Here is a 14,382-nt window from a genome sequence, read left to right on the forward strand (position 1 = left end):
ATGATGATTTATTGTGCATATTAACACCATTAAATCTGGATCTGTATTCATAGTATTAACACTTTGGTGAACTATTTGAAAAAAAACTCACAAATTATGAGTAGGATGCTTGCTGGAGTTAACCATGATTAGCTAAAATACAGACTGAATTTTTTCCACATAACAGCTCATGAACTCTCAACAAGATACCATTTACGCTCACGCAGCCGATCAAATAGCAGACTTTCAATTTGATCAACGAGTTGCAGGTGTATTTAATGACATGATCCGTCGTTCTGTCCCGGGTTACGCACAAATTATCAATACCATTGGTGATTTTGCAGATCGCTTTGTTACCCCTAACAGTAATGTCTACGACCTTGGCAGTTCATTAGGGTCTGCAACCTTAAGTATTCGTCGTCAAATTGAAGGCAGACAATGCCAAATTTATGCTATTGATAACAGTCAATCAATGATTGAACGCTGTAAGGAAAATCTTGCAGCTTATGTTAGCGATACCCAGGTGAATTTACTGTGCGCAGACATACGAGATATTGATATAAAAAATGCATCAATGGTGGTGCTCAATTTTACATTGCAATTTTTACCCATTGACGATCGTAATTCGCTTATAAAGCGTATATTTGATGGCATGCAACCGGGTGGAGTGCTCGTCATTTCAGAAAAGCTTTGCTTTGAAGATGAACAAATTCAAGACCTATTAGACAGCCTGCATTTAAACTTTAAACGCGCTAACGGGTACAGTGAACTCGAAATCAGTCAAAAGCGCAGTGCACTGGAAAATGTCATGCGTCCAGACAGCTTAAACGTACACCAGCAGCGATTAACTGATAATGGATTTTCTCATGTATCGGTGTGGTTCCAATGCTTCAATTTTGCATCAATGGTAGCGATTAAATGATTAGCTTCAGTTCTTTTTACAAAGACATTGCCGATTCTAACTTACAACATTGGTTAGAAAATTTGCCCGCAATTTTGGGTCAATGGCAACGCGACCATAAGCATGGTAACTTGCCAAAGTGGGAAAAAGTCCTTAATAAACTCAATTACCCACAGCCCGATGTTGTCGAACTCAAACAGAGTGTCACCATTGGCTCTGGTGAGCAACTCACGCCCGGCCAGGCCGAAAAACTCAGTAATTTACTGGCGGTATTTCAGCCTTGGCGTAAAGGTCCTTTTACTGTCCATGGTATTGAAATTGATACAGAATGGCGAAGTGACTGGAAATGGGATAGAGTAAAAGGCCATATAGCACCACTTAAAAACAGAACCGTATTAGATGTAGGCTGTGGTAGTGGCTATCACATGTGGCGAATGCTAGGTGAAGGAGCGACTAGAGTTGTGGGGGTTGATCCATCACCGCTCTTTTTATGCCAATTTGAAGCCATTAAAAGGCTCGCTGGCAATCAACATCCAATACATTTGTTGCCTTTAGGCATACAAGAGCTGCCCGCATTGGATGCGTTTGATACCGTGTTCTCTATGGGCGTATTATATCATCGACGTTCACCTATTGATCACCTATTACAATTGCGTGATCAACTCAGAATGGGCGGCGAGTTAGTATTGGAAACCTTGGTTATCGATGGTGATGAAAATGCGGTACTTGTACCGTTAAATCGATACGGCAAAATGAATAACGTATGGTTTATTCCTTCTGTCGCAGCCTTAATGTTATGGTTAAAAAAATGTGATTTTACTGATATTCGTTGTGTTGACATCGATGTGACTTCGCTTGACGAACAACGAAGCACTCAATGGATGAAAAATGAATCACTCGTCGATTATCTCGACCCAAATGATGTCAGTTTAACCATAGAAGGTTACCCGGCCCCTAAACGGGCCATTATAATTGCTACAAAAAATCAACCGAACCAAGATTTAGTTTAACTTATACTATTCAACAGGAATTGACATGTTAAAGCAGGTAATTGCTCTATCCGTTGCAGCAGCCTTATTATCAGGTTGTACAACAACTCAAAAACCAACGACACCTCCGCTAACAAATGCTGAGTTGAATAGCAGTTTGCTTAATTCGCAAACGGTCGTCATTGATGCCATTAATGCTCAATGCAATCAACAAAGTGAAGAAATTAACGCCCTATCTGCTGAAATGAGAAAGCTCAAAACGCAGGTAAGTACTGCGATGGCACAAAGACCCAAAACGATTGTAGTGCCACCGCCACAGGTAGAAAGACCCATTGCAATACCCGCTCAATGCTCTGAAGCCACCATAGGTGAAAAATTCTTATTAGGTGAAGTAGAGAGTGTGCATGTTGACGAAGTTAAAGCAGTATTTGCTACACGTATTGATACAGGAGCAGAATCCTCATCGTTAGATGCGCGTAATATCGTATTATTTGAACGTGATGGCGTGCAATGGGTTCGCTTTGACGTAATGACAAATGGCATTGATCAACCGGCAAACACATTTGAATCAAAAGTAGAAAAGTTTGTGCGTATTAAACAAGATGTTGAGTCAGAGGATGATCGTCGCCCGGTGATCCACGCTCATTTAAAAATAGGAAAATACTCAGCAGAAACAGATTTAAACCTTGTTGATCGAAGCCACCTAGATTATCCATTATTGCTAGGTCGCAAGTTTATGAAAGACATCGCAGTCGTAGATGTAGGCCAAATCTATATCCATGGCAAAGCCAAAAACCAAATCACCACTATCATTAAATAGGATCAGTAATGCATTCTCGTAAACCGTTTTACATCTTTGTTGCGCTGCTATTTATTATTGGTATTAGCACCAGTATATACCGTGGGATTGAGCACAATGTGCCCTTCTTACCAGGCGAACAAGTTCAAAGTTGGGCTGTTGATGCAAAAGTCAGTTTTGTTGGTGGTGCTCAACCTGCAGAAGTGAACTTTTCGCTGCCTAATGATCCTGCATTTGACGTTCTTGTTGAGAATGCCACGTCGCCTGGTTATGGCCTAACCATCTCAAACGATGTTGCTAATCGTCGTGCAGTATGGTCTATTCGCGAAGCCACAGGACCACAAGCGTTATATTATCGAGTAACATTAGTGCCTACCGGCAAATTATCGATATTAGCCACTGAAGAACCCGTAACACCGGATCCATATTTGTGGCCTGCTACTGAAAAATCAGCTGCAGAACAAATTACCGAAGATGTATGGGGGCGCAGTGCCACTAATTTATCGTTTGCTCAGCAATTAATGAACTTAATTAACGATACAGAGCAAAGCCAAAACATGGCACTGCTTTTATCGGCAAACACCTCAACTGATTTATTTTTACACATGCTGCACTCAAAAGGTGTTCCAGCACGTATTGTTAACGGCTTACAATTAGAAGATCAACGTCGCCGTCAGCAATTAACGTCTTATGTGCAAGTTTACAATAAAGGCGAATGGGTGTTATTTGACGTCCCAAATAACAAACAAGGCCGTGATAACACTTTAGTATTGTGGGAATATTCTGGCCACTCAGTACTTGATGTAATGGGCGGTATTAACTCGCAAGTTAACTTTTCAATGCTTCAAGACACTCGTTCAGCATTAGCGACCTCAATCGACATGATGATGAACGATAACGCATGGGATTTCTCACTTTATCAATTACCACTTGAAGAGCAGAGTTTATTTAAAGGTATTTTGCTGATCCCTATTGGTGTATTAGTGGTAGTATTTTTGCGTGTGATTGTCGGCATTAAAACCTCTGGTACTTTTATGCCAGTGTTAATTGCCTTAGCCTTTATTCAAACCACATTATTGACCGGTTTAATCGGTTTCTTATTGATTGTGGCCTTTGGCTTAATGATCCGCTCTTACTTATCGACACTCAATTTACTGCTCATATCCCGAATATCCGCGGTTATTATTGTGGTTATTTTTATCATCGGTTTATTCACGCTTATTTCGTTCAAATTAGGCTTAAGCGAAGGGTTAACTGTGACATTCTTCCCAATGATCATTCTTGCATGGACCATTGAACGTATGTCTATCCTATGGGAAGAAGAAGGCCCTAAAAAGGTATTTGTTTCTGGTGGCGGTAGCTTATTTGTGGCCACCCTAGCCTACTTGGCAATGGACAATGACTTAGTGCAACATTGGGTGTTTAACTTTTTAGGTATTCACTTGGTCATTTTAGCTTTAGTGTTAGTGATGGGCCAATACACAGGTTACCGTTTAACTGAGCTAAAACGCTTTAAACCATTAGTTGGAGAGAAATAATGAAGTACGCCTGGCCTTGGGAATTGAGCCGTAGCGGTGTACTTAATATGAACAGGCGCAATATTAGCTATATTGGTCGCTATAATCAGCGTAAATTTTACAAACGCGTTGATGATAAGTTGATCACTAAGCAACTTGCGCTTGCTAATAACATTGCGGTTCCAGACCTCATTGGTGTTGTCAATGAACAACACAAGATTCAAGAAATCCCAGACATGGTCAATGACCGTACTGGCTTTGTTATCAAACCGGCTAAAGGTTCTGGTGGTAAAGGGATTTTGGTAATAACTAAGGTGAACAATGGCTGTTACTACAAGCCTAATGGTCATGAAGTCACTCACAGTGAAATTTACCGGCACGTGTCTAACATTCTCAGTGGATTATTTTCACTGGGCGGAAAACCAGATGTCGCGATTGTTGAAGGCTTAATTGAATTCGACCCCGTATTTGATGGTTTTAGTTATGAAGGCGTACCTGACATTCGCTTAATCGTATTTAAGGGATTCCCTGTAATGGGAATGCTACGTTTATCGACGGCGGCGTCAGACGGTAAAGCTAACTTACACCAAGGTGCTGTTGGTGTTGGGCTCGATATTGCAACAGGCAAAAGTTTGCACGCAGTGCAGTTTGACCTACCTGTTGATAAACATCCCGACACCCACTATCCATTGTCTAATATCACAGTGCCACACTGGGAAACCTTACTGCATACGGCATCAAGTGCTTATGAAATGTGTGAGTTAGGTTATCTTGGTACTGACATGGTATTAGATAAAAACAAAGGACCATTGCTACTAGAATTGAATGCCCGCCCAGGTTTAACGATTCAAATTGCTAATGGTAGAGGCATTTTACCTCGACTAAAACACGTTGAAGCCATGAAAGGCCCTGCGATGTCAGTCGAAGAACGCGTGGCGTATGCTAAAAAGCATTTCTCTAGTAATCCTAAGTTTTAGTTTATTGGCCACAGCGAATGCTGTGGCCAATCCGTTGGCACTGTTTGTTGAACAGTGCCTTCAATACTCACCTAACCTTAGTGCGCTTGCACAACAATCTCCCGATAAAGCAGCAATTAATGCAGTAGAGTTTGAAAAACAAACACTTGCATTAAATAACATCAACGACCGAATTCAATACTATCGACCCTTTGCAAACGATAACCTGAGCAAGCAAGGCTTACTATGGTGTCAATTGCATTTAGCAGATGAGTTATACGCTTTAAATACTTCAAACAATACGCAGCAGCTTATTGAGTCGATGCACTTACTTGAATCGCCTTATAATCAACTTGCACAACGCTTAGAAAACATTCAACAAACTCAATGGGATTTAATCGAAAAATCTAAGTTACACAGTGCTCAAGCAACTGTGGATCAGGCGCTTTCTACCCGCCAACTGCAAATCAAATTTAACAGCACGGAATGCGAGCTAACACCTCAAACACATGACCACACTCAAGAACAATCGCAACAGAGCAATATTAATATTCATATTGCAAAGTATTTACATCAGCAAACAAATGAACAATGTAGGCAGAAAGCTTGGTTTGCTTATCAGCTAAGGGCAAAATCTAAAGTGCACTCTGCACTTAACGTTATACATCAATTACATCAGCAAAGAGCCCAAGATAAGGGATATAACAATGCAGCCCAACTCATGTTAGCCAACAGCCAACTTAGCCCTACCAACCTCAAAGAATTTTTAGACACACAAACGGCATCATTTTCAGTTGCCCCGTGGAATTTAGCTCAGGCGCTGTCGCGCACAGAAAAGTCACCCACCATAACACCGGTTGCGACCAAGGATTATTTAGCAAGATTATTATCGCAACTCTCCGTTTTTGGGATCCACACCGACCTTATCAAGGATAGTGCCATACAAACGGCAGAACTCACTCAAAACACAGGCGAGCAAAAGCAGCATACTCAAATATTAAGAATATGGCATCATCAGCGGTTACTTGGCGAGATCTACACTTACCCACACACATCACAAGAGCAACAATTACACGTTAAAGGACAACTCATAAGACAAAGCGTGATTGGGCATCAGTTTGGGCAATATGCACTGAGCTTTCCAATACAATTAACTCAGCAAAAACAACAAAAACAATTAATCGATGAGTTAAGCCAAGCCATAGTCTCGTTATCACAAGGTGGTCAGTTTTACTTACTCACTCATAAAACACAAAATCAACAGCACCATGCAATCGCAAGCATGTGGCTAAGCCATTATTTAACTCAGTTTCAACACTTTGCTCCTCCATCTGAAAGAGAAAAGCTGATACAAAATTACCAAACCCAAATGCGAGTATTTAAAAGTAAAGTTGCTCTGGCATTTTACCAACATTCACGCAGTATAAATGACCTAGAATGGCTAACACTTAAAGATGATCTGTCTTTAGCTTTTACACAAGGTTTTGGCCAACCATGGCCCAATGCAACTGATACAATTTATAGTTTTCAGGCTATTGCTAATCAAGGAATTAGCTATTATCTTCCTCTATGGCAAGACGCAGTTGCGAAACTGATTATCAATCAAGCTTCAAGCACTTTTTCAGCAGTAGAAATTTTTAATATATTAGTTGTAAACGAAGCTTATTTATCATTTAACGATCAACTTGAACAACTCATCGGCGCCCCTATTGATCCACATTCACTTATTTGGAGAATAAAACATGTTGCAACTGCACAAGAGTAATACGCTCTCGTTGCTATTATTGTCAGCTAGCTTATTAAGTAGTGTGGCCATAGCCAAAGAGGCGGTTGAAAAGCATTCACATAATTTAACGGCTGAGCAAGTTTATCAAGGCATTAAAACTAACCTAGAATCAAACTTATATTCACTCCCTCCGCGTGTTCAGGGCCATTATGCCATTCGCCAATATCGCATGACAGGTGAAAATAAATACGCAAATGGCTCATTAATAGACCTATTAACCATTGCCGAACAACAAGCTTATTATTATTGTAATATAGATAAACCTGGATTTATTAAAACTGAATCACAAAAAGAAGTGGCTAAAATTAAACCCGGTATACGTGGCGATGCGCGTAAACTAGCCCTTGCTCCGTATCCAGAATTTATGTTTTACAGTGATATTTTATTACGTTTTGGTAGCCGAGTAGACGAATTTGGCTTTACAGGCCCCTGTCACGATTTAATGCTAAACACGTTAAAGAATGTTGATTTACAACCAGCATTAACAGACAAAAATATGATTAAAGCCTGGGCTGCTCAATTAATTAACTATGTATTTTGGGCAAAACAACTTGGGGTTGGTGACTATTACTCAGCTTACAAAAAAGCATTTATTCAAACTTATCCTGACAATGAAGATAACAAACTAAATAAAAGCCAATATAAAAACAAAATTTACGGCATGACCCACTTTATTTTTGCAGCAAGTCAGTACTATCAATATCCGGTAGATGCTAAAGAATATCAGTGGATTTTAAATTATTTTGAAAAAAATATTGATCGTATATTAGTCGATACCACTGAAGACATTATTACTGAGGTCGGCATTAGTTTCTTGATCACAGGTAATCAAGACAATCCGGTAGTTAATAAAGTCAAAAAACACATTATTGCGGCATATAATCCAAAATTTAACATGATCCCATCACCTAAAGGGGAAGCGATTTTATCTTCAGGTGAACACAGAAACGTGTTAGCCATGATGCTATTAGACTGGCCAGATACTTTACACAAAGGCCCACTTTTAGGAGAAATATCAAGTACTAAGAGGTATTTACCTAAACTAGTCACTCCTAAAGCAGCGGCAAAAGACTCTAAATCGCATTAAGGCTATTAGCTATACTTAAAATAGATCAATTAAAGGCAAGTGCACTGCATTTGCCTTTTTAATGTGTCAAAATAATTCATTGTTAATTGAACAGGTCAAAATATGAGCCGTGCAAAATCAACCTTAGAACAATGGCGCATCGTGCAAGCGGTCGTTGATTTTGGTGGTTATGCTCAAGCAGCTGAGCAACTTAATAAAAGCCAATCATCACTTAATCATGCTGTTGCAAAACTACAGCACCAATTGGGCATTAACTTACTTGAGGTAAGAGGTCGAAAAGCCTATCTCACAGAGCAAGGCGAAGTGTTGTTACGCCGGTCTCGTCATTTAACTCAATCTGTTGAAGAACTTGAACAACTTGCAACAAACTTAGGTCAAGGATGGGAGCCTAATTTAACTATCGCACGTGAAATCGTTTACCCCATCGATACATTAGTTGAAGCACTCAATGCATTTTTGCCACAAAGTCGCGGCACAAGAGTGACGGTTCTAGACACAGTGCTCACTGGTACTAACGAACTCATTCAAAATAACCAAGTTGATTTAGCTATTTGCGCCACACCACCCAAGGGTCATATTGCTGAACCCTTATGTGACGCAGTGTTTGAACTGGTATGTCATCCTGAGCATCCCCTTGCGCAACTTGATGTTATTGAAGATGACAAACAGTTAGCGCAACATTTACAAATCGTCATCAAAGACACTGGGGTCAAATCCACAAATGAAATCGGTTGGCTAAAAGCCGAGCAACGATGGACAGTGTCAAACTTCCATGAAGCAAAAGCGATCTTAGCGAAAAACATTGGTTTTTGTTGGATGCCAAGCTTTATCGTTGAGCACGAACTAATGAATAAACAACTAACCCGCTTACATTTACGTGGAAGCTCTCAACGTAAAACAATTTTAAACCTAGTGATCCCTAATCGTGATCAACAAGGGCCGGCGTCTAAATTACTTGAGGAACTTATTTTAAAGCAGCACGCTAAATAACCTCAGCTCTGGATAATAAATGTATTTCAAACAGCTCTTAACCAGAGTTGAGGTTAAGTAATCTAAATTATGGATTACAAACGCCATTGAAACAGTCCGTTATCATGCTAACTACGTTGACTTTCTCGTCGTCCCGGCAATGCTTTTAAGTCGGGAACCAGGTGCTTGTTTATACTTATGGCCTACGGCCACTAACGTCATGGCGCCTCGCTGACTCCGGAGTTGGATTAAATTTTACTCTGATTCAATTAAGATTTATTAATCGTCGTCCCGGCAATGCTTTTAAGCCGGGATCCAGGTGTTTGCTTTCGACCTATGGCTTGCGGCCACTAACGTCGTGTCGCTTCGCCCACCAGAGTAAGAGTGTCCAATGAAAGTAAGCCGCTACTTTAGATGCTATCTAACGCATTTTTGGATGGAAAATTTATAAAAATTCAAATCAGGCTAAATTGAGGTGTTAGGCAACGATACTCAATGAAATCACTTCTATGACACGCGGTAAACCCATCCATGGGCGCTCTGCGAAAACATCCATGTTTTCGAAGGTCATAGCCGCGATGACATCCGCCGTCTGGGTATCTTCGATTCAACCTTATTTGAAATTGGAAGAACTAACGCATTTCTGAATAGAAGCTCGTTAGCTACTTTGTCGTCGTCCCGGCAACGCTTTTAAGCCGGGATCCAGGTGTTTGCTTCTACTTTAGTACTTATGGCCTGCGGCCACTAGCGACGTGGCGCTTCACCCACACCAGAGTAGGAGTGTCCAATGAAAGTAAGCCGCTACTTTAGATGCTATCTAACGCATTTTTGGATGGAAATTTATAAAAACTCAAATCAGGCTAAATTAAGGTGTTAGGCAACGATACTCAAATGAAATCACTTCTATGACACGCGGTAAACCCATCCATGGGCGCTCTGCGAAAACATCCATGTTTTCGAAGGTCATAGCCGCGATTACATCCGCCGTATAGTTATCTTCGATTCAACCTTATTTGAAATTGAAAGATCTAACGTATTTTGGGATAGAAGCTTGTTAGCTATTTTCTCGTCTTCCCGGCAATGCTTTTGAGCCGGGATCCAGGTGTTTGCTTGTACTTTTGTACTTTTGTACTTTTGTACTTTTGTACTTTTGTACTTTTGTACTTATGGCCTGCGGCCACTAGCGTCGTGGCGCTTCGCCCACCAGACCAAGAGGAAACCAACGGCTATTCCCTCTTGGATCTCCCAGCCGCCACATCAAAATTATCTGAAAAGCGATAATTTCGCGACGTGGTTGAATCCAGCTTTTGACCGCGTTTCGGTGTTCTTCAGCCTTATTCGAAAATGCTAACGCTTCAGATGGGGCGTCCCTTCCCCTCTAAAGCTAGCTCGCCATCCATGGCTAGCTCACGTCATTTTCTTCAACGGCCTCAATTTCGGAGTTGAATTTAGGCATTTTTAAAGAAATAAAAATTCATTTCCCAAAAACAAAAAACATAAACTATTGTTTATTAATTACTTTCCCATTATTCAACTAAATTCTTGTCGGGTCAAAAGGCCTGTTGCAACCCGCTCGTAGTCCCGGCAATGTTTTAGAGCCAGGATCCAGGTGTTAGCTTTTGTTGTTTGGTTGTTTGGTCGTTTAGTATTCATAGCCTACGGCCACTCACGTCGTGTCGCAGCATACAGCGTTAAACCGCATCTTAACTGACTTAAAAATATCGGATAAATATCTGTGTAAGCCATATTCCTCACCTTAATGTTGTGTGTACTGTAAACAAAAAAGTTGTAATGGTTTTAAGTTTTTTTTAGTTAAATCGGCTAGTAAGTAAACTAAAGTAGTACGATAAACAATTCCTTACACTGTAAAACATTGAAATTAATCGGTTTTTATTTACTGCGGAATCGTAGGGCCACAGGGCGAGATCGCGAACGTTTTATGAACAAGTTGAGTTTATTTATCAAACTACATTTGTTCGGCATACTATCACTTCATGAATGATTGGAAGTGATTCTATATTGAAAATATTAATTCTGAGCAAAAAATGTACACTCATGCGGTTACCCTGCGTAGGGCCACTTTTAACGCGCAACCTCGTTTTTATTTGTCAGTAGAGTTAAATAAAACTGCTTTACATCAAGAAGATAGTAAATGTAGGATGTTAATAATCAATAACTTGAACGGCCGACTTTAATTTTTATTGCCCTTCAATAAGCTGTTATGCGTATATTCATTACATCAGGGAAGTTGTTACAAATGAAGTTTCTTATTCTAAATCTATTGTTGTTATTAGCTTTTTCGGCAAAGACTCAAGCGGCAAGTTTTGATTGTTCAGCAAAATTAAACATGACTGAAAAAACCATATGTTCAAATACCGCTCTTAATACGCTAGATGAACAATTATCTAAATTATATTTTTTACGATTGAAAGAACTAAGTGAAGCAGATAAAACTGTTAAAATTAGTCATCAACGTGCTTGGTTAAGGGATAGAAATAGAAGATGTGAAAGTAATATTAATTGCTTAGTAACTACTTATGCGTCGAGAATTGAGGAGCTTAGTTTACCAATTGAAAAAATAAACAAAGTAAGCGCAAAATTTTCACATGAACCTAAACTTGAAAGTTTTAAAGTTGAAAAAAAGTGTAGTTTTTCAGATGTTACATTTCCGCCAAACTTAATTGTTTATGCTGGAGGTGCTTACAGTGGCTACAAAGTTAATGTACAAATTGACCAAAGCGGCCATCAAACGACAAAGTTTAATGTGGCAGTAAACTCTCCCGATGCTCCAGTAGCCTTAATATTAGGAGCTTATGAACCATCAATTTGGGATATAAAATGGACAGAAAAAACAAAAATATCAGCTGTCTATGCATCAGGTTATCATAGGCAAGTAGTTACTGGCTTACCAAATAATGTTCCTGTCATCACAAGTAGTTCTAGGCAAACCCCAAATTGTAAAAGTAACTTCTATATTTCCGATAAATCACTTAATAAATTAAACCCACTTTCAAAACGTTTGTTTGATAAGAAGGTAACCTTAGTTACTTTTGCTCAAAAAGGTAAACTTGGTTTTGGCGAAGCTTTTAATACTAAAACCGAATTTTATACTAATTCAGGAAATGCCATTAAGCGCCATATTGATCCATCATTACCGCTTGCAGGCAAAAAAGGATTAGAACAGCTAGTTTCGGAAGGTTTTATGCGAAAAGCAACAAAGGAAGACAGTGATAGATGGGCAAAATTAAAATTTAATATCCTCAAAGAAGATTTACCGCCTGTTTCAGGGGGGAATCTAGAGTCGAGATACAGACCGAAATTTTCTGCTACAGGATATGTAATTCTTAAAGAAGTGAGAATTCCGGCCGGCTTATTTGGTGCTCATAGAACCAATTTCTTTTTAGAGAATGGCGTGCCTTTTCCTGAGGGGAATTTAGGTCATAGCAACTTGTACGACTTCAATACAATGAAATGCCATGGCTCACTGTGCAAATATTAAACGCATAATCGGGTAGCCGGAGGTATCTAACCTCCAGCCCCCACACCACCCTGCATGCGGCTCCGCACAGGGCGGTTCATTTAGAACCCCTAACTAAACTTTCTGGTTAGGATAATGAACTGCCATCCATCCATCTCTTAGTGAATATAATCCTGCTTTCTTCAGATACTCATTACTCAGTGCTTGCTGTATCCCCGGTGTTTTAGAGCTACGCCAAGGGCCTTTACTTGTGATACCACAAGCAACAGCGGCTTGGATCCTGACGCCACGTTTAAGTAAGTTTTGTACCTTAGTCCGTGGTTTTCGCCACTGACGCCAGTAGCACATACGAATACGCCGTCGGATCCAATGGTCTAAATCGACACACCCTTGATAAGCATTGGCAATGCCAAAGTAATTGATCCAGCCTTGCATGTATTGACGCACTTTAAACAGCTGATAATCCATACTCACGCCCCAATTTCGGTTCGTCAGCCGTCTCATCTTTTGTTTGAAAATGTGTAATGTTTTAGCATGCCACTGGATTTTCCCTCGGTTAAATGTGAAACCTAGGAACTTACTTTGACCTACCTTAACCACTTGGCTTTTCTGTTCATTAACAACCAGTTTTAGTTTAGTGGCAAGGTATTGAGTAATGCTCTTGAGTACCCGTTCTCCCGCTCGAATAGACTTTACCAAAATGATAAAATCGTCCGCGTAGCGGGCGAATTTATGCCCTCGGCTTTCCAGCTCTTTATCTAGACTATCCAACATAATGTTAGAGAGTAATGGCGAGAGTGGGTCGCCTTGAGGCACACCTTCAAAGCTTGCTTCAAATTGGCCATTGACCATCACACCTGCTCGAAGGTACTTACCAATAAGCGCCAACAGACGCTTATCCTGTACCTTGCTCCCAAGTAGAGTCATCAAGAGATCATGATTAACTCGGTCAAAGAACTTAGACAGATCAACATCGACGGCAAATTTGCGTTTCTGTTTGATGATATCCCTTACTTGCAGTACCGCTTGTTTGGCATTTCTGTTCGGCCTAAAGCCAAAGCTGTTAGTCGAGAAGAATGGGTCAAACAGTGGCGTGAGTATTTGAGCAATAGCTTGCTGTATCACACGGTCAATGACGTTAGGGATCCCCAATTTGCGTTTACCGCCATCGGGTTTGTCGATCTCCACCCGCCTGACCGCTGAGGGTTGGTATTCACCTCGCTCTAATTGAGATTTACACAGTTGCCAGCCGCCTTGTTGCATCCAGAGCGGGAAGGCTTCGATGGTCATGCCATCAATGCCCGCCGCACCTTTATTGGCTTTAACTTGACGCCAAGCTCGGTGTAGATTTTCAGGTTCGAGCAGTTGTTGAAATAGATCGCGGTTGAAGGCCGGTTGCATATCAATACGCTGCCGATAGTAATCGTCTGGCGACGTAGTGGGTATCGACAAGTTTGACAAGACTCCTCCTTCTTCTAAATGTTCAGGCCTTCTCCATGTCCCAACCATTACGCTGGGCGTTGGGCTACTATGCCGTCTGCTGACTTCTGCTTAATCACATGCCAAGTTACCCCGTCATGCGCTATCGGTTTCCATCTAGTTCGCTCTTTTCAGTCGATGGTGCTGAAAAGCCAAGGCACTTATAAACCAGAGCCTTACTGGTTAATGACCGATCGCGTGTTAAGCAGATCTCCCCACTCTTTATTGGTAGAGAAGGAACATGAACTTTCTTTGCACTGCTGCATCATTTACGGTGGCCATTAGATCACGTGGTTTCGTCGTCTTGGAATTTAGTGGGGTCATGGAATTTAGTGGGGTCAGGGTAAACTTTTATAAAAACACTTCAATACTTGTCCCTTGATCTAATTTACATCCAGAAATTCGTATGATATTTCAATTACAAACACAAAAAAGTTTAAAT

General features: G+C 40.5%; 10 protein-coding genes. 9 read left to right on the plus strand and 1 reads right to left on the minus strand.

The genetic code is table 11. The annotated features are described in order from the left end of the window. Window positions 1-169 precede the first annotated feature (169 nt). The 9 genes from cmoA (at window position 170) to IEW93_RS03370 (ending at window position 12,482) form a co-directional block, all read left to right on the plus strand. Window positions 170-901 carry a carboxy-S-adenosyl-L-methionine synthase CmoA gene (cmoA, locus tag IEW93_RS03330; protein ID WP_188736899.1) on the plus strand — a complete coding sequence of 244 codons (732 nt, stop codon included), beginning with the start codon at window positions 170-172 and terminating at the stop codon, window positions 899-901. After that, window positions 898-1,890 (plus strand): tRNA 5-methoxyuridine(34)/uridine 5-oxyacetic acid(34) synthase CmoB, encoded by a 993-nt coding sequence (gene cmoB, locus IEW93_RS03335; protein ID WP_188736901.1) that lies wholly within the window; start codon window positions 898-900, stop codon window positions 1,888-1,890. Before cmoA ends, cmoB begins: the two co-directional genes overlap by 4 nt. A gap of 25 nt (window positions 1,891-1,915) precedes the next feature. Then, window positions 1,916-2,689 carry an ATP-dependent zinc protease family protein gene (locus IEW93_RS03340; RefSeq protein ID WP_188736902.1) on the plus strand — a complete coding sequence of 258 codons (774 nt, stop codon included), beginning with the start codon at window positions 1,916-1,918 and terminating at the stop codon, window positions 2,687-2,689. 8 nt (window positions 2,690-2,697) lie between these two features. Beyond that, window positions 2,698-4,206: an inactive transglutaminase family protein gene (locus IEW93_RS03345; protein ID WP_188736905.1), complete on the plus strand. Its 1,509-nt coding sequence runs from the start codon at window positions 2,698-2,700 to the stop codon at window positions 4,204-4,206. After that, window positions 4,206-5,162, plus strand: a complete 957-nt coding sequence (locus IEW93_RS03350) for an alpha-L-glutamate ligase-like protein (protein WP_188736907.1) — start codon at window positions 4,206-4,208, stop codon at window positions 5,160-5,162. The genes IEW93_RS03345 and IEW93_RS03350 overlap by 1 nt, the downstream gene beginning before the upstream one ends. Further along, a complete protein-coding gene (locus IEW93_RS03355; protein ID WP_188736909.1) occupies window positions 5,125-6,906 on the plus strand; it encodes a hypothetical protein in 1,782 nt (593 codons plus the stop codon). Before IEW93_RS03350 ends, IEW93_RS03355 begins: the two co-directional genes overlap by 38 nt. Further along, complete coding sequence (locus IEW93_RS03360; protein WP_188736911.1) at window positions 6,884-8,014, plus strand: DUF3541 domain-containing protein; 1,131 nt, start codon at window positions 6,884-6,886, stop codon at window positions 8,012-8,014. The genes IEW93_RS03355 and IEW93_RS03360 overlap by 23 nt, the downstream gene beginning before the upstream one ends. Window positions 8,015-8,116: 102 nt before the next feature. Then, entirely contained in the window at window positions 8,117-9,004 is an 888-nt protein-coding gene (locus tag IEW93_RS03365) for a LysR family transcriptional regulator (RefSeq protein WP_188736913.1), read from the plus strand. Window positions 9,005-11,240: 2,236 nt separating this feature from the next. Next, on the plus strand, window positions 11,241-12,482 hold the full coding sequence (locus tag IEW93_RS03370) for a lysozyme inhibitor LprI family protein (RefSeq protein ID WP_188736915.1): 1,242 nt from the start codon (window positions 11,241-11,243) through the stop codon (window positions 12,480-12,482). Between the two features lie 93 nt (window positions 12,483-12,575). On the opposite strand, the gene ltrA is transcribed toward IEW93_RS03370, so the two are convergent. Then, window positions 12,576-13,922, minus strand: a complete 1,347-nt coding sequence (ltrA, locus tag IEW93_RS03375) for a group II intron reverse transcriptase/maturase (protein WP_188736916.1) — start codon at window positions 13,920-13,922, stop codon at window positions 12,576-12,578. Window positions 13,923-14,382: the final 460 nt, after the last annotated feature.

Origin of the sequence: Shewanella inventionis, assembly GCF_014641855.1 — a bacterium.
GTDB lineage: Bacteria > Pseudomonadota > Gammaproteobacteria > Enterobacterales > Shewanellaceae > Shewanella > Shewanella inventionis.